The organism is Oceanicaulis sp. UBA6590, assembly GCF_002433705.1.
Taxonomy (GTDB): Bacteria; Pseudomonadota; Alphaproteobacteria; order Caulobacterales; family Maricaulaceae; genus Oceanicaulis.
Map to the genome: position 1 here is coordinate 55,896 of NZ_DJIQ01000028.1, position 21,713 is coordinate 77,608.

The window sequence follows — 21,713 nt, forward strand, 5'->3', positions numbered from 1 at the left end:
TCAGACTTACAGGGGAAGGGAGACCTGATGACTACGACTGACGCGTCAGCCGACGCGGCCGCAACGCCTGCCGAGCCTGGCGTCATCCCCGATATCGGACCTGACGGAGCCGTCGTCGAACACAAGCCGACAGCCCGGGCCTGGATCGTGCTGGCCATTCTGTGCTTTGTCTACGTCCTGAACTTCCTGGACCGTCAACTCCTGTCCATTCTGGCCAAACCCATACAGGACACTCTGGGGGTTTCAGACAGCCAGCTCGGGCTGATCGGCGGGCTCTATTTCGCCTTCTTCTACTGCTTCATCGCCATCCCTGTCGGCTGGATCGCGGACAAGACCAACCGGGTCGGGATCCTGGCTGCCGCCTGCGCCATCTGGAGCGCCGCCACCATCGCGTGCGGACTCGCGCGCACCTATGGCGAGCTCGTGGTCGCCCGCATGACCGTGGGCTTTGGCGAGGCCGGAGGCGTCCCGCCCTCCTACGCCATCATCACCGACTATTTCCCGAAGGGCCGGCGCGGCACGGCTCTGGGACTGTTCAATCTGGGGCCGCCCATCGGGGCCGCCCTGGGCATTGGCTTTGGCGCCTCCGTCGCCGCCGCCTTCAGCTGGCGTGACGCCTTCATCGTCCTGGGCGCCGTCGGGCTGGTCGCCGCGGTGGTGGTGGCTGTGTTCATCAAGGAGCCCAAGCGCGGCGGTCTTGACGGTCCGGCGGCCGCCATCCCGGCAGGCCAGTCCGGCTTCTGGTCGACGCTGAGAATGTTCTTCAGCCATCCCGTGCTCATGCTCGCCGCCCTGGGGAGCGGGTCGACCCAGTTCATCACCTACGGTCTCGGCAATTTCACCGTGCTGTTCCTGATGCGCGAGAAAGGCATGAGCCTGAGCGATGTCGCCCTGTGGTATGCGCTTGTCGTCGGCTTCGGCATGGGCGCGGGCATCCTGGTCTCGGGCTGGGCGATTGACCGGTTCACCAGGATCCACAAGCAGGCATATGCGCTGATACCCGCTGCCTCTCTGGCTCTGTGCATCCCGTTCTATATCGGTTTCGTCTGGGCCCCGAGCTGGCCGCTGGCGCTGACCCTGCTGATCGGGCCGAGCTTTCTGAACTATTTCTACCTCTCATCCTCAGTTGCGCTGGTGCAGGAGGAAGTCCGTCCGGACCAGCGCGTGATGTCCGGCGCCCTGTTGCTGCTCGTGATGAACTTCATCGGACTGGGGCTCGGGCCGACCTATGTGGGCGCCGCCAGCGACTTCTTCCGGGCCAGCTTCCCCGACAATTCCCTTCAGATCGCGCTCTACACACTGGTCCCGTTCTACGTCCTAGCGATCATCCTGTTTCTCGCCCTGTCGCGTCTGATCAAGCGGCAGGAGGCAGCCAAGAAAGGCGCTCAGCCATGACCCTCTTGAGACGAAGACTCGCGCAGTGCTGCGCCTCCCTGATGGGCGCCCTGATGCTTTGCGGTCAAAGCCTTGCGGATCCTGCGCAAGGCCCGCGCATAGACGCGCCCGCAGGCCCCGTGATCGGCGAGCAACGCGATGGCGTGCTCAGCTTCAAGGGAATTCCCTATGCACAGCCGCCCCTCGGCGTGCTGCGCTGGACTCCGCCCCGTCCGGTTGAACCCTGGATTGAACCGCTGGCGGCGACAGAGTTCGGCCCCGCCTGCATCCAGCGCACCCGGCCCAGCACCAGCATCTATTATTCCGATGTCAGCCCGGTCAGCGAGGATTGCCTGAGCCTGAACATCTGGACGCCGGATGACGCCGAGAACGCGCCCGTCTTCGTCTGGATTCACGGCGGCGCGCTGTCCGCCGGATCCAGCCGCGAAGCCCTTTACGACGGCGCCGCCATGGCGCGCCAGGGGATCGTCGTGGTCTCGATCAACTATCGCCTGGGCGTTCTGGGATGGATGGCGCATCCCGATCTCAGTGAAGAATCCGATCACGGCGTCTCCGGCAATTACGGCCTGCTCGACCAGATCGCGGCCCTGCACTGGGTGCAGGACAATATCGCCGCGTTCGGAGGAAACCCTGACCGGGTGACCATTGGAGGGGAATCCGCAGGCGGGCTCTCGGTCATGTATCTGCTGGCGTCACCGCTCGCAGAGGGGTTGTTCGATCAGGCCATCGCCCAGAGCGCGTACATGATCTCGACGCCGGAGCTCTCCGAAGCCAATCATGGCGAGTTCGCGGCTGAAGCCATCGGACGCTATGTGTCCACTCAACTCGGGCATATGTCCATTGACGGCTTGCGGGAGATGGACGCTGCAGAATTGACCGAGAGAGCCGTCGCCGAGCGCTATCTGCCCTCCGGGACTGTTGATGGTTTCGTGCTCGAACGCCAGCTGGTGGAAACCTTTGAAGACGGAGAGCAGGCGCCGGTTCCCGTGCTTGCCGGCTTCAACGAAGGCGAGATCCGGTCACTCCGGATGCTGGCGGCCCCTGTACCGGAGCGCCCCTCCACCTATGCGCCGCAAATCCGGGATCGTTATCGCGATCTCGCGGACGACGTTCTGGCGCTCTATCCGGGCGAAGACCTTCAGGACACGCTTTTCGATCTTGTGCGGGACGCCATGTATGGCTGGACCGGCGAAAAGCTTGTCCGGTCCCAGGAAGCGCTGGGCCAACCGGGCTATCTCTATCTTTTCGACCATGGCTATCCGGCGGCGGATGAAGCGGATTTGCACGCCTTCCATGCGGCGGAACTGCCCTATGTCTTTCATGCGGCGGACCGCACGCCGCCCTATTGGCCGCCCCTGCCCGAAACAGAAGAGGAAACGGCCTTCGTCGACGCCGTCCATGCTTACTGGGTCAGCTTCATCAAGTCCGGCGCGCCCCAGGCGCCGGGCTGGTCTGACTGGCCGCGATACGGCGACGCCCAAGCCTACATGCACTTCGCCGAGACGCCTCAGGCTCAGGAAGACCTGATGCCCGGCATGTTCGAGCTCATGGATGAAGTGGTCTGCCGGCGCAGGGAAAAGGGCGATCAGGCCTGGAACTGGAATGTGGGGATACTGGCGCCTCCCCTGCCTCGTCCGCAACGCGACTGCCCATAGACGCCGCGATCATCCCTGCACCTTCCGCCGCGCCTTGCTGAGAGGCGCGGCTTTTTCTTGCTTCAGCTGGAGTAGTCACGGCGCAGCTTGCGCTTGTCGATCTTTCCGGTCGGCGCGAGCGGCATGGCCTCGACAACGATCATCTCATCGGGAATCCACCAGTCGGCCACATGTCCCTTGAGAAGCTGGCGCAGGCTCTGCGTATCCGGGCTGTGACCCAGGCTGGGCTCGACGACCAGTATGGGGCGCTCTCCCCATTTCGGATCAGACTTGCCGATCACTGCGACCTGACTGATTTCGGGTTGTCGTCCGACAATATCCTCGATCTCGGCAGGATTGATCCATTCGCCGCCAGACTTGATGAGGTCCTTGGACCGGCCCGTGATCGTCAATCGGCCTTGCGAGTCGATAACCGCCAGATCGCCCGTATCGAAATAGCCGTTCTCATCCAGCGCAGATCCGCCGCTCTTGAAATACTCACCCACCACGCTGTGGCCGCGCACCTTCAGATGGCCGGTCACATTGCGCTGAACGGGCAGCGGCTGGCCCTGCGCATCGGTCAGCAGAAGGTCCAGCCCCATCGGGGCCAGCCCGGCCGTCTCGGTCATTCCGTCCGCCATTCCGGGCGGCGCAATGGCGCCCACCGGGGACAGCTCGGTCATCCCCCAGCTTGTCTGAACCGTCACCCCCAGGCGGGTCTGCATTCGTTCGATCAGGCTGGCGGGACATTTCGATCCGCCGATCAGGATGCGCTTGAGATCCGGCAGGTCCTCGCCGGTTTCATCCAGATGATCCAGAAGCCCGAGCCAGACCGTCTGAACGCCTGCAGCCAGGGTGACTCGCTCATCCCGCATGAGCCGGGCGAGGCTGGCTCCATCCGCCTGCCGTCCGGGCAGCACAAGCTTGGCTCCCACTGCCGGCGCAGCAAACGGCAACCCCCAGCCATTGGCGTGAAACATGGGCACGGCGACCAGCAGCGTCTCCTGACCCGTGAGCGCGACCGCGTCCGCCTGGAGCGCCCGCAGGGTATGCAGGTAATTGGACCTGTGCGTGTAGAGGACGCCCTTGGGCTTGCCCGTCGTGCCGGACGTGAAGCACAGACCCGCCGGCTGGTTCTCGTCGAACTGGCCCCAGGCCGTTTCCCGCCCCAGTTCCAGCAGCAGGGTGTCATAGTCCCAGAACTTCACATCAGGCTGACGCTTGCAGCTCTGTATGGAGGACGGCTCATCCAGCCAGATCACGTGCTCGACACCGGGGCAGAGCGGCAGCAGCTCTGAGACCAGAGGCGCCAGATTGGCGGCGACCGCGAGAACCCGGTCCTCGGCGAGATTGATCATCTCGGACAAATGCGCGGGCGTGAGACGCGGATTGAGGGTATGGCAGATCAGACCCGCGCCCATCGCGGCGTAATAGGCCTCCATATGCGCCTGTGTGTTCCACGCCAGGGTGGCCACACATTCGCCCGGCGATACGCCCAGGGCGAGAAATGCGCCGGAGAGTCTGTTCGCCCGCTCGCAGAGCGCCGCATAGCCAATCCGTTGCGGCGCCCCTGAACCGCTAGCGCTGATGATCTCGACGTCTCCATGCCATTTGGCTGCATGTGCGAGAAACTTGTCGATCGTCAGGGCGTAAGCTTGCATGGGCTCATTATCGTATTGCGCCTCTGACCCGGCGTCACTGTCAGCGCCGGAGGGCGATAAAGGAGAGCGCGCGGGAACACGGTCCGGCCCCGGATAAAGGCCTGCCCTCACGGATTCATCCCGTCGAATAAGCCAGCCCTGACGCAGGGTGTCAACATTCATTCTAATGTGAGCGAATGAATTCACATCCGCAGTTTCAGCATGCTAGGGAGGGTCTCGTCAGGTCTTGAAGCCAAGACGCATGGGGAGAAATGGCGGTTTCACCGCCAGGGAAGGAGCGCACATGATTGATCTTTCAGGACAGGTTGTGATCGTGACGGGCGCGGGCGGCGGACTGGGGCGCGCCCATGCCGTGCTGCTGGCGCGCAGGGGCGCTCATGTGGTCGTCAATGATCTGGGCGAGGGCGCCAACTCGGTCGCTGAAGAGATCAAGGAGGCGGGCGGGACCGCCCTGCCCTTCAGGGGGTCCGTGACCGACCTTGACGCCATGACGGCCATGGCCGAGCTGGCCCTGTCGCATTGGGGCCGGATTGATGGCCTGGTCAATAACGCCGGCATACTCCGCGACAAGACCTTCGCCAAAATGGACATGGCCGACTTCCAGCTGGTGGTGGACGTGCATCTGACGGGCGCCGCCAACTGCACCAAGGCCGTCTGGGAGACCATGCGCCAGCAGAATTATGGCCGCATCGTCATGACCACTTCGTCCTCAGGCCTGTTCGGCAATTTCGGCCAATCCAATTACGGCGCCGCGAAAATGGGTCTTGTCGGCCTGATGAAGACGCTCGCTCTCGAAGGCCGCAAATACGGCATCCACGTCAATTGTCTCGCGCCGACTGCGGCGACACAGATGATGGAAGGCATTTTGCCGGACGAAGAACTGGAGTTGCTGAACCCGGATCGGGTCAGCCCGGCCGTTCTCGCCCTGTGTGCGACTGAAGCCCCATCCGCCCAGATCGTCTGCGCGGGCGCGGGCGGGTTCGAGCTGAGCCATGTCACCCTCACCCGCGGCATCCACATCCCCGATGGCGAGGATATGGCCGAGCGTCTGCTGACGCAGTGGTCCGAACTTTCCAGCCGTGATCAGGAAACGATCCCGGCCCAGGGTTTCGATCAGAGCAAGCTGGAACTGTCCAAGGCGGGGTATCGTTTACCCGAGCGCTGAACCTTGCCGCCTATCGCTTGAGACACGGACCGGCCTGGCTTGCATCCATGCTGAGGTCGGGACGCCTCCGTTGAGGCCTGAACGCGATCAGATCGCGGCAAGAGGCGCACGCCGTCTGGACATTCCTGTCGCAGCGCCGCGATTATGGCGTCCATCCCCCGTCCGGGTTCTGATCGTCAGCCGGACGGAGCGCATTCTGATCAGCCTCTAGCGAGCCCCGAAAGAGCAAGCCATGCCCCGTTTGAACACGCTCCCCGCACGCGCGCTCAAGGCGGCGCTGCTGGCCGTCCTGATGTCGGGTACGAGCGCCCAGGCGCAGGAGTCGTCTCCGCCGGTATTTCCCATGAGCGAGGTCGAGCACAGCCATCCCGAGCTTCCGCCCATCCTGCCATTGCGCGACCGGGCCGAGGTGATCGATCGCATTCTCGAGGAGCGGCTGGACACGATCATCCCGCAGATCATGCGCGAACAGGGCGTCTCCATGTGGGTGCTGATGGCGCGGGAATATTTCGAGGAGCCGGTAGTGGAAAGCCTGCTGGATGCGCGCAGCATGGCGGCGCGCCGGCGCACAATCCTCATCTTCTCAGATCCCGGCGAGGGCCAGCCCATCGAGCGGCTGACCGTCAGCCGCTATGGTCTGGCGGGCCTGTTCGAACCGTCTTGGGATCCCGACGAAGAGCCGGACCAGTGGCAGGCCGTGGCCGACATCATCGCAGACAGAGACCCCGCCAATATCGCCATCAACTTTTCCGATCTGACCGCCTTTGGCGACGGCATGACGCTGAGCCAGTACCGGCTCATGATGAACGCCCTGCCCGCCGACTATCACGAGCGCATCGTCTCGGGTGAAACGCTCGCCGTGCGCTGGCTGGAAACCCGCACACCCTCGGAGCTTGAAATCTATCCCGGCGTGGTGCGCATCGCCCACGCCCTCATCGACCAAGCCTTTTCCAATGCCGTCATCACGCCGGGCGTGACCACCGCTGACGACGTCGTGTGGTGGTATCGCGAGGAATTGTCCCGCCTGGGCCTGGAACCCTGGTTCCACCCCTCCATCGGCATTCAGCGCGAAGGCGCAGACGGCATGCTGCGCGGCGATACCGTGATCGAACCGGGCGATCTTCTCTGGACCGATTTCGGCATCACCTATCTAAGGCTCAGCACCGACACCCAGCATCTCGCCTATGTGCTCAGGCCCGGCGAGACCGAAGCGCCCGCAGGGCTGCGCCAAGGCCTCGCCGCCAGCAATCGGGTTCAGGACATTCTGATGTCGCATTTTGAAACGGGGCTGAGCGGCAATGAGGTGCTCGCGCGGGCGCGCGAAGAGGCGATCGCGGAAGGGCTCGACCCGTCCATTTATTCCCATCCCATCGGCACGCACGGCCATGGCGCAGGCCCGGCCATCGGCTTCTGGGACAATCAGGACGCCGATCCGCGCGGCGCGGGACTGATAAACGCCAACACCGCCTGGTCCATCGAGCTGACCTCCTATAACGCCGTACCCGAATGGGGCGGCCAGATCGTGGATTTCCGCACCGAGGAAGACGCCTTCTTTGACGGTGAAACCATCCGCTTCCTCGACGGTCGCCAGACCGAGATCAAGCTGATCGGTTCGGGACAATAGGTTCACCGAGCCGGAGCAGGAGATCGGTTTACCCCGCCTGAATAGGGTGGCGCCGTCATATTCGGCATCACCCCGGAATGAGGCGGCTGACCTGAGCGTGGGGCGCGGAAGACTCTCACCACCCCTGCCTTCCGGACATCTCCGATCAGCCTCCCTGATGAGGGGCGCCTTGTCGTTTATCGGGTAAATCAGGGTGTTCATGACATTCTCGGGCCAGGCCGCTTTCTGGCGCCTGGCCGGCGCCCTATCCAGCCCTTGTTACGTGGAAGTCTCTCAAGGCTTTGCGGCAGATCAGGCTGGGGGGCCATCAGTTCATGATGCAGGAATCCGCAGCGTCACAGGCTCTGCCTGTGCACTCGTCCGCTCTGTCGTGAACACTCACGCCTGACAACAAGAGCTTCCCTTAGATTTTGGGTCCCGCGCCGCTGAGACGGCGCGAGGGAGAGGGACGATTATGAACAGCTGGGTCTGGAATGCGGCGCGCACGGCCGTCATGGCGCTCGCGGGAGTGTTGTGTGGGACCGCCTGGGGGCAAACCACGGACTTCAACACGGGCACGAACGGCTTTGTGATTGACCAGAGCACGAGCGGCTCCTTCTCGACCACCGTACAGGGCTGGACGGTTGTGGTCGCGACCGATCCCGGCGCCACCACGACGCGGCTGCGGCTCGGGACCAGCACGCTGACAGGCGCGCCCAGCGCGGGCTGGATTCGCGGCGAAGGCAGCGCGGGCCTGTTCAACTCGCTCGAATTCCGGTCCGCCAGCCAGTTCGACCTCGACAGCATCTGGACCGCGGCCACCGCCTCGACAACCATTCAGCCGCTGAACGCGTCCTATGCGCCGATCGGCTCGGCCGTCGCCTATTCTCCGGGCTCCAGCCAGACCGAGATCAATCTGAGCGCCAATACGGATTTTGACGGCATTTACGGCTTCCGCATCGTGCCCTCGGACGGCAACACCCTGCAGCCCATTTCCCAAGTCACCATCAGCAATGTGGGCACGCCGCCCACCGTCACGCTCGCCGCCTCGCCAGCCAGCATGGGCGAGACGGGCGGCAGCTCGACCGTCACCGCCACCCTGTCGGATACGGCCTCCACGGCGACCACGGTGAACCTCGCCTTCAGCGGGACGGCGTCCGGCGGCGGGACCGATTACACCGCGAGCAATACCTCCATCACCATCCCCTCCGGCAGCACGACCGGCTCGGTCACCCTGAGCGCGGCTTCGGACGCCATCGCGGAAGGCAATGAGACCATCATCGTCGACATTTCCAGCGTCAGCGGGGGCGATGGCGCGACCGAGAGCGGAACGCAACAGGCGACCGTCACCATCACGGACGATGACAGCGCCGCCGTCACCATCGCCGATGTGTCCCAGGCCGAGAACGGGGGCGCAGTGACCTTTACGGCCACCCTGTCCGCAGCGGTGCAGGGCGGGTTCACCGTCGATGTGTCGACGGCGGACGGCACCGCGACGGTGGCGGACGGGGACTACACCGCCGTTTCGGGCCAGACCCTCACCTTTGCCGGGACATCGGGCGAAACACAGACCTTCACGATCACGCCCGGCGCGGACACCAAGGTCGAGCCGAACGAGACCGTGATGATCGCCATGAGCAATCTCACTGGCGCGTCCGGCACGGTCGACATCAGCGACACCGCCACCCTGACGATCAGCAATGATGACAGCGCCGCCGTCACGATCGCTGACGTCTCCGCCAATGAGGACAATGGCGCGATTACTCTTACCGCCACGCTCGACAATGCCGTGGCGGGCGGCTTTACGGTCGATGTTTCAAGCGCAGACGGGACGGCGACAACCGCGGATTCAGACTACACGGCCCTATCCGGCCAGACCCTGACCTTCGCCGGGACGGCCAGTGAGACCCAGACCTTCACGATCACCCCGACCTCGGACACGAAGCTGGAAGCGAACGAGACCGTCAGCGTGTCGATGAGCAATCTCGCCGCGACGGCCCTGAGCGTCACCATCACCGACACCGCCACGGTGACCTTCAACAATGACGATACGGCGGCTGTGACCATCGCCGACGCCTTTGGCGACGAGGATGCAGGCGCGGTCACCTTCACCGCCACCCTGTCCAACGCCGTGCAGGGCGGCTTCACGGTCGATGTGTCCACCAGCGATGGAACCGCGACGACGGCCAACTCAGATTACACCGCGGTTTCGGGGCAAACCCTCACCTTCGCAGGCACGGCCAGCGAAACGCAGACCTTCACCGTCACGCCCACCAGCGATAGCGCCATCGAGGCCGCCGAGACGGTGAACATCGCCATGAGCAATCTGGCGGGCACCAGCCTGGGCGTAGACATCAGCGACACCGCCACCCTGACGATCAACAATGATGATGCGGACGCCACCGCGCCGCGTGTTCAGTCGGTCACGCGGTCCAACCCAACCACATCGCCCACCAGCGCCAGCACGCTCGACTGGGCCGTGGCGTTCAATGAAACCGTGAACAATGTGGACAGCACGGACTTCGTGGTGAGCGGCGCCAGCGTTGCGCCCTCCATCACGGTACTGGGTTCAGGCGCGAGCTATACGGTGCGCGCCACGGGCGGCAGCCTGAGCGGGATGAACGGCACGGTCACCCTGAGCTTCGCCCCAGGCCAGAACATCGCCGATACATCGGCCAATGCGCTGAGCAACACCACGCCGATCGGCGCCAATGACAACACTTTCCTTATCAGCAATCCGACGCCGCCCGCTTTCAGCCTGGCCTTTTCCCCGTCGAGCATGGCTCAAGGCGCCGCCAGCACGCTGACCTACACCCTCGACAACAGCGCCAATGTGGTGAACGCCACATCGCTGGACTTCACCAACACCCTGCCCGCGAATGTGATCGTCGCGGCGACGCCCAACGCCTCAACCAGCTGCACAGGGGGAACCCTGACCGCTGCGTCTGGCGCGGGAAGCATCAGCTATAGCGGCGGAACCGTATCCGCCTCCGGCAGCTGCACGGTGTCGGTGAACGTCACCTCCAGCACGGCCGGAAACTACACAAACACGACAGGAAGCCTGACGTCATCGCTGGGCAATAGCGGGACCGCATCTGGCGGACTGACCGTGACGGACGGCACGTCGCCGACCGTCACCTCCATCACGCGCCTGACCCCCGCCAGCGAAACCACAGACGCGGACGCCGTGACCTGGCGCGTGGTTTTCAGCGAATCCGTGGTCAATGTCGGCGCGGCGGACTTCACCATCAGCGGGCCCTCCGGCGCGTCCACAGGCGTGACCGGGTCGGGCAGCACCTATGACGTCACCGTCTCGGGCGGCGACATGGCCGGTTTGAACGCCACCATCACGCTGAACATCGCGGGCGGCAATGACATTGCCGATGCGTCCGCAAACGCGCTCGCCAGCACAACGCCTTCCGGAACCGACGAGCGCAGCTACATCATTAGCAATCCTAATGCGCCCGGTTTCACCGCCGCCTTCTCACCCAATACGGTCGCGGTCGGCGGCACGGCGACCCTGACCTTCACGATCAACAATGGGAGTAACGTGGTCCCTGCAACGGCGCTCGGCTTTACAACCACCCTGCCCTCCGGACTGACCCTCGCCTCCTCGCCAAACGCCGCTACCACCTGTACGGGCGGCGCGCTGACGGCCTCTGGCGGGGCCAGCAGCCTCAGCTATGGCAGCGGCTCGGTTGCAGCCGGCGCGACGTGTTCCATCAGCGTCGACGTCATTCCGGATTCAGCAGGCGCCTTCACCATGACATCCGGCGCCCTGACCTCTTCACTGGGCGCGAGCGCCTCAGCGACCGCCTCGCTCACGGCGACTGATGCGACGCCTCCGGTGCTGACGGCGTTTCAGAGACAAAGCCCCAGCGACGCGCTGACCAATTCGGATACGCTGGTGTTCGCCATCAGCTTCAGTGAAGCAGTGTCTAATGTCACTGCCGATGATTTCAACAATCCGGGCACAACGGCGACAGGCGTGCTCTCCGGTTCCGGCGCCAACTACTCGCTGACCCTTTCGGGCGGAGATCTGGCGGCGCTGGACGGCTCGGTCAGCCTGAATCTTTCCGGCGGACAGGACATCACGGACCTGGCAGGCAACGCCCTGCCAGCGGGCGAACCCGGCGTCGACCAGAGCTACACTCTGGACAACACTTCGCCTGGCGTGACGCTTTCCACGGCCTCGAACGCCCCGGCGTCGGGACCCTTTACGCTCTCGATCACCTTCACGGAGGCTGTGACAGGGTTTGCTCTTGGCGACCTGACGGTGAGCAATGGCGTTGCGTCAGACCTGACTTCGCTCAGTCCTTCGGCTTACACAGTGACGATCTCGCCAAGTGACGATGGCGTCGTGACGGTGGATCTGGGCGCCGGCGTCGCAACAGACGCCGCCGGAAACTCCAACAGCGCCGCCGCGCAAGTGTCGCGCACCACTGACAACACAGCGCCGAGCGCAGAGATTAGCGGTCCGTCTGATGCAGCTCTGTCCGGTCCGTTCGCAGTGACGATCACCTTCTCCGAGATCGTATCCGGCTTCACCCTGGACGACATACAGGTAGGCAACGGATCGGCGTCTGACTTCAACGCCACCTCAGAACAGATTTATACGGCTCTCATCACCCCATCCGATGACGGCCCCGTCACAGTGGACGTGGCGGCCAATGCGGCTGAAGACGCGGCCGGGAACGGGAATCTGGCGGCAGACCGCTTTTCCACTTTCAACGACGCCACATCGCCGACTGTCACTCTGAGCCGGGCCGGAAACGGTCTCGCTGCGGGCCCCTTCGACGTGACGATCAACTTCTCCGAACCGGTGAGCGGTCTGGCTCTGGAAAACCTGGCTGTCAGCAATGGCGCAGCTTCCGCCCTGACCGGCTCTGAGGCGCAGTATGCAGTGACAATCACGCCAACGACCGATGCCGAAGTGACGATTGACCTGGCGGCGGGTGTCGCCGTGGATGCAGCCGGCAACCCCAACCTTGCCGCAGACACGCTGAGGGTCAGCGTCGACAGCACGGCGCCGGTTCTGACCATCGACCTGCCCGGCGCCACAACGGAAGGCGCCTTCACCGCCCGCTTCACCTTTGATGAGAGGGTGAGCGGCTTTGAAGCATCCGACATCATTGTCACCAATGGCGCCGTTTCCGACTTCATGATTGAAAGCGATCGCAGCTTCACTGCTCTGATCACGCCCGCCACCGCAGGCCTGATCACGGTTGAGGTCGCGAGCGCGGCCGCGTCCGATCAGGCTGGCAATGGCAATGAAGCCGCCCAAGCCATCATAGAAGCGATCACCGGCACCGAGGATGTGGAGATCGTGATCGACCAGACCACGGGCGATGTGACCGATATCAAGGCGGAGGTCCGGATCGGCAATCCGGGCAGCCAGTCGCTGAACTTCCGTGTCGAGGTCGACGTGCCCTGGATCGCGGTTGACCCTGTGTCCGGGGTCATTCCGGCGCTTGGCGATATCTTGCTGAATGTGCAGGTCCTGCCCGAAGCGGTCGATCTGCCCGCGGGCGTCTATTCGGGCGTCATCACGGTCGTTCGCGACCTGCCTGCAAGCCCGTTGATGAGACCCAGCGCGACGGGCCGGGCGGCGACGGAATCCATCATTGTGGAGATCCCCCTGACCGTGACCATCGAGGAGCGTTTCGGCTCCATCCAGCTGGTTGCGACAACGCCGGGCGGCGTCCAGCGCGACGCCACCTTCCTCTACGCCTCCAGCGATGCGGATCTTGACGGCCTCCAGCTGACGACGGTTGGCGGCTCCGCCGCCTCCGCCAGCTTTGAAAAGGAAGCGGGCCTCTATGACGTCAGCCAGTCCGCGCCTGAAGGCTGGCGTCTCGATGAAATCAGCTGCTCGGGCGATACGGATGACGGCTCGGTCATCACGCTGAGCGACGGGCGGGTCCTGATCGACCTTGATCCGAACGAAGCCATAACCTGCACATTCTCCAATACCCGTGACGAGGATGCGGTCCGGCTGGCGACCCAGCGCGCCATCAACAATTTCATGATCCGGCGCGCTGATCGCATTCTGGCGGCGGCTCCGGATCTGTCCCAACGCCTGCGCGAACGCGAGACCGATACCCCCGGCCGGTTCAGCGCCCATATCGAGGGCGGCCGCAAGGCGCTGAGCCTGGCGACCAGCCTGTCTGGCATTCGCAATCATGTGCAGGCAGCCCAGCCTCAAATGCCGGAGACTGCGGACCTTCATGACCAGGATCGTCACAGACTTGACGTCTGGATGCGCGCTGATTTCAGCGCCTTGTCCGATGATCGCGACGGGGGAGATGTGTCCAGTGATTTCGGTCTGTTGCAGATCGGCGCGGACTGGACACTGGGTGACAGTGCGTTGGTAGGGGTCATGGTCCAGCGCGACTGGATGGATGATCGCTCAGGCGAGATCGCGGAAAGCGCCGGGGCCTTGCGCGGGGCTCGCGTCGAGGGCGAGGGCTGGATGGCCGGGCCTTATATGGTCTGGAGTCTCGCCGACGGCGCCTGGCTCGATATGCTGGCGATGTGGGGCCAGTCACAGAACACTGTCGATCCGCTTGGCCTTTATGAAGATGAGTTCGACACGGACCGGCTGATGATCCGCGCCAATCTGAGCGGGGAATGGCAATCGGCCAACTGGCGTGTCCGGCCCTCGATCTCCCTGGCGCATTTCGAGGAGACACAGGGCGGTTACACGGATTCGCTGGGCATCGAGATTCCCGAACAGACGATCTGGATCGGACGGCTGCAGGCGGGACCGGAGGTCTCCTATCGCTTTGAACGTCGGAACGGCAGCTGGTGGGAGCCGGGCCTGAGCCTGAACGGCGTCTGGGATTACGACCCTGCCGCCCTGATGGATGAGCTGGGCCAGCGCATCTCCACAGGCGCGCTGCGGGCGGATGCGGGTCTGAGCCTGCGGGCCAGATTGTCAGACGGCGCAATGCTGTCAGGCGAAGTCCGGCTCGACGGACTTGGGAACGGCGATTTCTCGGCCAATAGCGGCCGCCTCGAAATCCGACTGCCCTTCTAGATCCGTTTGCACGCGCATGAAAAAGGGGCCGCATCGCAAAGGCGATGCGGCCCCCTGCCTTTGCAGCTCAGCCCATGAGGGCCTGAAGCTTGTCCTTGAATTTGCGCCCGACTGGAATGACCTGGCCGTTGCGCAAATGAACCAGAAGCCCGCCCCATGACGTGCGTGAGGTCTGGATGCAATCGCGAGCGGGGACGATGTAGGAGCGATGGACGCGAATGAAGCCTTCCTCCGCCATCTCTTCCTCAAAGGCGCTGATGGATTGCCGGTGCAGCAGGCTGCGCTCGCCAATATGCAAGCGTATATACTCCGCTTCAGCGGACACGTATTCGATCTGGGATGGCTCCACCCGGATATTCTGTCCGCCATTGCTCACCCAGATGGACACAGGTCCCTGGCTGGAGCGCGACCGGGTCTCGCGCAATCCCTCAAGATGCGATTGCAGTTTCTCCAGACGGCTCATCGCTTCACGGGAGCGCAGAAGCTGCCGTGCGCGAGACAACGCAAGCTCGAGCCGGGCGGGCCGGATGGGCTTGGTCAGGAAATCGATCGCGCCCGTGTCATAGGCCTGGGCCGCCATGGCCGGAAAGGCCGTCGCAAAAATGAACAAGGGCGGCTCATCGCGGAAGGTGGCTTGCGCCAGCGCCTCCACAACATCGAAGCCATCGAGCTTGGGCATCTCGATATCCAGAAAGACCAGCTCGGGTTCCTCAGCCTGGATCAGGGCGATCATGTCCTCGCCATTCTGCGCCTCGCCGCAGATCTCGATATCCTCATCAAGGGCGAGCATCTTGCGCATGCGTTCACGCGCCAGCGGCTCGTCATCCGCGAAGCAGACTCTCATCCTGGCTCTCCTTGAAACGCAATGGCAGCGCCAGCACAGAGCGGAAGCCGCCCGCAACCGGGCCCGCTTCAAGCGCCGCCTGATCGCCATACACGGCCGCCAGACGATTTCTGATATTGTTCAGGCCTGTCCCCGTGCCTGCTCGGGCGCTCGCATCGGGCGCCTCGGCACACCGGTCCGAAACCTCGATCACCAGTGAATCCGCCAGTTTTGACACGGCGATACGAACGGTCACGGTCGTCGTGTGCGCGGAGACGGCGTGCTTGATGCTGTTCTCGATCAGGGGCTGGATCATCAAGGTTGGCGCCAGCGCCTGCTCCAGCGCCTCGGGCAAAACCACTTCGACCTCCAGCCGGTCGGGAAAACGGATCCGCTCAATATCGAGATAGCGCAGCTGGGCCTCTATCTCGTCCCGGACCGGGGCCAGCTCGGCCTGAGGCGCGATCAGGGCGCGCTCATAATAGCTCGCCAGCATGTCCACCATGCGCTCAGCCTCCTCCACACGCCTCGACGTCAGCAAGGCGGAGACCGAGTTCAGCGCGTTGAACAGGAAATGCGGATTGACCTGATAGCGGAGCGCGCGCAGCTCGGCCTGTCGCTGGGACTTCTCGGCCTGGATCGCATCCGCTTCACGCTGCCTCAGCTGCCGCGCATACAGGAACGCCACCAGCACGACGCTCTGGGCGAAGAAAATGTGCACGCTCGCCGACCAGGCCACCAAGCTATGCAGAAGCAAGGGCTGATTGGCCGCCGAAAATGTCGTGATCATCCACCAGTTGAAGACCGCGAAGGGGATGGCGGTGACAGTGGAGGCCAGCACTACGAGGGCGGCCGTCAGCCAGACTGATCGCCCCCAGAAAAAGCGCAACACGGCATACATGCACAAGGACAGACAGGCGCCCACGCCGATCACGACGAGACGCCCGGGAAGAAAGCCGAGCACATCCCTGACGCGCACAAAGTCGAGCACGATCCGAGTGAAGAAATAGAACCCCCAGCACAGCATGATCAGCCCGAACGCAATGAGCGTTTCTCTGACGAGCGGCGAATTGGGTATGAAAGACGGCCTTTGCCGACGGTCCGGTATGTGTGTGGTCCCCATCCGGCAATACTAGACCGGACCGTGCAGGCCATTCAATTTGCCCGCTAGGTCGTTCACCCGATAAATCAGGTCGTTGGTGGCATTTCCAGCCTCTGATCGCGCTCATGGCCGCGTTCATGACTTTGCGCTGGCGCGCTCCCCCCGCACGCAGAGTATGTCCCGCTTCAACGGGCGGGCTTCCAAAGCCACGCCCAGGCACAGAGGGGAGAATGTCCAAGCATGCAACAGTTTTCATTGATTCAAGCCGGCCTGGTGAAGGACCGAGGCTTGAGACTTCGGCTCCTGTCGAGCGCCCTTGGGTGCGGCCTGCTGGCCCTGCAGCCTGGGGCCAGCGCTCAGGACGCCCCGAGCCAGAGCATCCATGTCGAGACCGATGGGGACGTGGATATCGTCGTGGACGCGCCTCTGGTCACGGATCAAGACGGCAAACCGGCGATCCTGGGGCGGTCCTTTCTGGGCGGCGTCACCATCAACAGCCAGGACGTGCTGACCCATGGCGCGATGTCCGACGGCATTTTCGCGCAATCCTTCGCCAATGATGGCGAAGTCCTGATTGTCAGCGGCGATGTGGAAACGGCCGGCATCGGCTCAAGGGGCATTGTCGCTCGCAATGAGGGCGCTTTCCCCAGCAGCCGGACACAGGTTTTCAGCGGCAATGTGACGACTGCCGGCGCCGACGCCATAGGCATTCACGCTACCGCCATGGCGGGCGTTATCACGCTTGAAAGCCAATCTGTCACGACCAGCGGCGACAGCGCCATCGGCATTCAGGCGCACGCTGAGTCCGGCGATGTCCAGCTGCTGAGCAATGAAGTGAAGACATCCGGCTTGAACGCCGTCGGCATCCAGGCTGAAGCCAGCGACTTTGTCATTGTCGACAGTCTCGCTGTGACCACCTCTGGCGACGGCGCCCATGGCATTGTCGCAGAGGCCGGCATGAGCGCCTATGTGCGCAGCGAATCCGTACAGACCGAAGGCGAACAGGCGCACGGCATCGTGGCGTCCAGTACAGGCCAGATCACCTATGTGGAAAGCGAGACCCTGGCGACCCGGGGCGATGGCGCGATCGGCATCCTGGCCCGCTCCAATGGCAGCGTGGCCGTCCGCAGCGGCAGCGTCTCCACACAGGGGGAAGCCATAGCAGGCGGCGATGGGGGCGACTTGCCGCCCGGTGATGGCGGAGACCTGCCTCCTGGCGATGGCGGCGATCTGCCTCCGGGCGATGGAGGCGGCGATCCCTTCCCGCCCAGTGAACCGGTAGACACCCTGCCGGCGACTCCCAATGGCGCCGCCATGGGCATCCTGGCGATAAGCGATGGCGCCGATGTCTTTGTGGAAAGCGGTTTCGTCTCAACCGCAGGCTCGGGCGCGACCGGCATTCATGCCTCGGCACAAACCGATACGATAGTGATCAGCGATGAAATCCAGACATCAGGTGAAAGCGCGATCGGGCTTCTGGCTCGCAGTCGTTTTGGTGACGTTAGCGTTAGCAGCGGGGCTGTATCAACTCAGGGAGATTTCTCCACCGGCATCTCACTCCTCAGTGAGTCCGGAAACGTCCTTGTACTAAGCGAAGCGCTCTCCACAGCAGGCTTTGACTCCGCGGGCATTCGGGTGACAGCGGACAAGAACGTCATTGTTGACAGCCAGTTGGCCGAAACCTCCGGAGATTCCTCGAGCGGCATCCAGGTTCTCACCCAGACGGGCGAAGTCGACATCATCAGCGGCGACATCATAACACAGGGCGAGGATAGCGACGGGATTTCCGTCATCGGTCTGGGCGGCGGATCAGACGTCCGGATCAGCTCAGGAAGCCTCTCGACGGTCGGCGACGGCGCTGACGGCATCTTCGTCAACACCTTCGGTGATGTCAGCATTGCGGCGGACACCATCGCCACGGCCGGCGTAAGCGCGGCCGGCATTTATGCCGATGCAGGCGGAGACCTGTCCGTTCAAGTCAATGACGTCACCACGGACGGCGCCTTGTCCGCTGGCATAAGCCTGCAATCGAGCAATGGCGGCGTCACCGTCAATGCAGGCCGGATCTCCACAACCGGCGACAGTTCCGCGGGCATTGAAGCGGTCGCCTTCAATGGTGACATCGCCATCAACGTGACTGAAATTGATGTCTCAGGTGACCGTTATATCCCCGGAGATGGCGGCGGCGAACTGCCTGTGGATCCCAATCCCGGCGGCGGCCCGGCTTCGACCATGATTAATGGCAATGTCATCGGCATCGCCGCCAGCAGTTTCAATTCCGACATCTCCGTAACGGCTGACAAGGTCACTGCCAGCGGCTTGAACACGAATGGCATCAATGTGTTTGCGACCGGCGGTCGCGCCGATGTCACCGCTGGAACCGTGGACGTTGACGGCGTGGGCGGCGTCATTGGGTTACGGGCCCGCGGCGATCTGGGCGCACACGTCATCGTCGACAGCATCACGGCGGTCTCAACGCTTGAGAACACGGCGCCGGGAGAAACCGATCCCTTTGGCGAGGCCATTTCCGTGGGCGCCGTCACCGGTCAGGCCCGCGTGCAGGCCAATAGCGTCCGCACCGAGGGCACCAAGATGACCGGTGTGGAAGTGATCTCCGTCAACGCCTCGATCCTGGCCGAGATCGGTGATGTCGTCGTGATCGGTGAAGGCGGCGGGGGCGGCATCCGCACGCTCAGCGGCGCTGACGAAGGCGACGGGGGAAGAACCGATATCCGCGCCAACTCCATCGTGACAGACGGCGATTACATAACGGGCGTCCGAGCCGTTTCTCTGAAGAACTTCAACGATATCCGTGTGGGTCAAATCCAGACAGACGGACGGCAATCCGTCGGGGTGTTCTCGGCGAGCCAGTCAGGCGCGAACATTGAGGTCGGTGAGATCGTCACCACCGGCGATGTGTCCGATGGCATTCAGGCCATCAACCGCACCGGGCTGAATGGCGGCGAAGGTCCGCTCATGCGCGATCCGGATGAGTATATCATCGGGGACGGCGAACCGGATGAAGGTCCGGGTTCCGGCGAGGACGGTGTGTCCTTCGGGACCGGCGAGGCCGCAGCAAATGAACCCTTGCCCGGTGCGATCCCTGATGGAGACATCGTGATCACTGCCGGTTCGGTAAGCACATCGGGTGATTCCTCACGCGGCATTGCGGCCCATGCCAATGGCGATGTGACCATCATCAGCGGCGCCGTCACCACTACGGGCGAACGCACCCGTTATTTCTCCACCACGGATTACCAGTTCGGCCTGAGCGTGAGTGGTCTGTTCGAATTCGAAGGTCCGGCCTCCCACGGCATCGACGCCCGCAGCGATTACGGGGCTGTCGCCATAGAGAGCCAGTCGGTCACGACGCTGGGCGCCGGCGCCCACGGGATTCGCGCACAAACGGCCGAAGGCGACATCACAGTCCAGGCGGGCGACATCTCGGTGTCCGGGCAGGATGCTGACGGCCTGCATCTGGTCAGCCAGACCGGCGATGTCACCGCCACGGTCGAGGGCCATGTCCGTGCCGAGCTGGGGGCCGGCGTTCGCATCGCCAGCGCCGGCGCCATCGAGCTGATTATCGCTGATGGCGGTCAGGTGGACAGTGCGGACGGCGCGTTCGCGATCGTGATCGAGCCCGGCCTTGTGCCAGACGATCCGATCATCCCTGAAGACCCGGTGAGCGTTCTCGCGGCGCAATCGCTGGGCGGCACGGCGACCCCGGTCACGAGCGGCGCTTCGCTGACCGTGGATGAAGGCGGCGTTCTGCAAGGCCGCATCCAGCTGACGGACGGGGATGACACGCTTCAGATCGCCGGGCGCTTTCTCGCCTCCGGAACCAGCCTGTTCGGCGACGGCGAGGATGTCCTGGTCAATACCGGCTCGGTCTTCGTGACTGATGGCGCCGCGGCCTTTGACGGTCTCGAGCGTTTTGAAAACCAGGGCCTCTTCAGCCTGGCCAATGGGGATGCCGGCGACAGCCTTGATCTGTCAGACATCGCCTTCATGGGCGGCGAAGGCAGTGTGCTGGCGTTCGACGTCCTCAGCGACGGCGCCGGTGGCGTCCTGGCCGATGACATCACCTTCGGGCTGGTTCAGGGCACGACCGAAGTGGAGATCGCGGCCGAGGCCGGGCTGACACTTGACGCCAGCGTGGACCTGATCACCTTCACCGAACCTGTAGCGGATGACGCTTTCCGCATCAGCGCAGGAACCGCGGACGCCGGGTTCATGCAGTGGACGCTGCGCCAGTCTGCGAACCGTCTCACCCTGGCCGCCAATCCCGACGTGGAGGTCTTTGAGATTGTCCAGGCCGGCGGCGTCGCCACAGACCTCTGGCATGAAGGCGTACAGGTCATCCGCCAGCAGGCCGCCCTCTCTCGTTCAACACAAGGCGGAAGCGGCGACGGCCTGTCAGGCTGGATCGAGGCCGCGAGCACGGACCGGAACGGCGCAGACGTGAGCCTGAGCACGCAACATGCCGGGGCCACCTTGTCCCAGACCCTGTCTCGCGATCTCAGCGCCAACTCGGTCTCAGCGGGCCTGACCTGGCGTACCGGCGCGGCGCATTTCGGAGCCGCATTGGGGTATGTCGATGGCCGCGCTCAGTTTGACGGCACAGGCAACGAGATGGAGATGGAGGCGGTCAGCCTGTCTGGCTATGGCGGCTGGAGCACCCAGCGCTATTTCGCCAACGTGATCGGCAAGCTCGATACCGGGACGCTCGACCTTAACGTCGTTAGCGCGAATGAGCGTAGCAATGTGGATGTCACCACCTGGGGTCTGAATGGCGAGCTGGGCGCCCGTTTCCAGTCCGGTAATGCCCATGTCGAACCGACAGTGTCGATGAGCTGGGTCTCCGCCTCCCTGGACGAGGCGGCGTTCTCCACCGGCACGTTCGATCTGGAAGACGGCAATAGCCTGAAGGCCGAGATTGGCGCCCGGGTCGGTCACGCCTTCACTGCCGGCGCCTGGACGGTTCGTCCGAGTGCAGCGGCCTATCGGGTGGAAGAGCTCGCAGGTGAGAACACGGCCCGTTATGCCTCTGGCGCGAGCCAGCTGGCTTTGCAGGACGAGCCGGCCGGATCCTACACCCGTCTGGAACTCGGAGCCTCTTTTGAGACGGGCGCGGGGCTGGTGCTGAGCCTCTCCGGGGAAGCCTTTGACGGCGACCAGTCCGGTGGGGCCATCCGCTTGGGAGGACGGATGCAATTCTAGGAGCGCCCAAGCTGCTCCTTCCCTCCCTGCCCCCGTCGAGGTTCCCCCATCTCGACGGGGGCTTTTCGTAT

At 63.7% G+C, this 21,713-nt stretch carries 9 protein-coding genes; 6 read left to right on the forward strand and 3 right to left on the reverse strand.

Going from position 1 to position 21,713, the window contains the following annotated elements; genetic code table 11:
• Nucleotides 1-27: 27 nt before the first annotated feature.
• Together B2Z70_RS06485 and B2Z70_RS06490 are read left to right on the forward strand one after the other, a co-directional pair.
• The gene (locus tag B2Z70_RS06485) at nt 28-1,395 is read left to right on the forward strand and encodes a spinster family MFS transporter (protein WP_292982058.1); all 1,368 of its coding nucleotides are present in this window, start codon (nt 28-30) and stop codon (nt 1,393-1,395) included.
• The gene (locus B2Z70_RS06490; protein ID WP_292982059.1) at nt 1,392-3,050 is read left to right on the forward strand and encodes a carboxylesterase/lipase family protein; all 1,659 of its coding nucleotides are present in this window, start codon (nt 1,392-1,394) and stop codon (nt 3,048-3,050) included. The genes B2Z70_RS06485 and B2Z70_RS06490 overlap by 4 nt, the downstream gene beginning before the upstream one ends.
• 62 nt (nt 3,051-3,112) lie before the next feature.
• On the opposite strand, the gene B2Z70_RS06495 is transcribed toward B2Z70_RS06490, so the two are convergent.
• Nucleotides 3,113-4,690: an AMP-binding protein gene (locus B2Z70_RS06495; RefSeq protein ID WP_292982060.1), complete on the reverse strand. Its 1,578-nt coding sequence runs from the start codon at nt 4,688-4,690 to the stop codon at nt 3,113-3,115.
• 283 nt (nt 4,691-4,973) lie between these two features.
• Here B2Z70_RS06495 and B2Z70_RS06500 point away from each other — a divergent pair, with 283 nt between their 5' ends.
• The 3 genes from B2Z70_RS06500 (at nt 4,974) to B2Z70_RS06510 (ending at nt 14,497) form a co-directional block, all read left to right on the forward strand.
• Nucleotides 4,974-5,855: an SDR family NAD(P)-dependent oxidoreductase gene (locus tag B2Z70_RS06500; RefSeq protein WP_292982061.1), complete on the forward strand. Its 882-nt coding sequence runs from the start codon at nt 4,974-4,976 to the stop codon at nt 5,853-5,855.
• 232 nt (nt 5,856-6,087) lie between these two features.
• On the forward strand, nt 6,088-7,479 hold the full coding sequence (locus tag B2Z70_RS06505) for a M24 family metallopeptidase (protein ID WP_292982062.1): 1,392 nt from the start codon (nt 6,088-6,090) through the stop codon (nt 7,477-7,479).
• Between the two features lie 454 nt (nt 7,480-7,933).
• Nucleotides 7,934-14,497: a DUF7933 domain-containing protein gene (locus B2Z70_RS06510; RefSeq protein WP_292982063.1), complete on the forward strand. Its 6,564-nt coding sequence runs from the start codon at nt 7,934-7,936 to the stop codon at nt 14,495-14,497.
• Between the two features lie 67 nt (nt 14,498-14,564).
• Here the strand turns inward: B2Z70_RS06510 and B2Z70_RS06515 are convergent, their stop codons facing one another.
• Both B2Z70_RS06515 and B2Z70_RS06520 read right to left on the reverse strand, forming a co-directional pair.
• The gene (locus B2Z70_RS06515) at nt 14,565-15,341 is read right to left on the reverse strand and encodes a LytR/AlgR family response regulator transcription factor (protein ID WP_009801543.1); all 777 of its coding nucleotides are present in this window, start codon (nt 15,339-15,341) and stop codon (nt 14,565-14,567) included.
• Nucleotides 15,319-16,347 (reverse strand): sensor histidine kinase, encoded by a 1,029-nt coding sequence (locus tag B2Z70_RS06520; protein ID WP_292982064.1) that lies wholly within the window; start codon nt 16,345-16,347, stop codon nt 15,319-15,321. Before B2Z70_RS06520 ends, B2Z70_RS06515 begins: the two co-directional genes overlap by 23 nt.
• A gap of 363 nt (nt 16,348-16,710) precedes the next feature.
• Between B2Z70_RS06520 and B2Z70_RS06525 the strand changes: the two genes are divergently transcribed.
• Nucleotides 16,711-21,642: a beta strand repeat-containing protein gene (locus B2Z70_RS06525; RefSeq protein ID WP_292982065.1), complete on the forward strand. Its 4,932-nt coding sequence runs from the start codon at nt 16,711-16,713 to the stop codon at nt 21,640-21,642.
• Nucleotides 21,643-21,713: the final 71 nt, after the last annotated feature.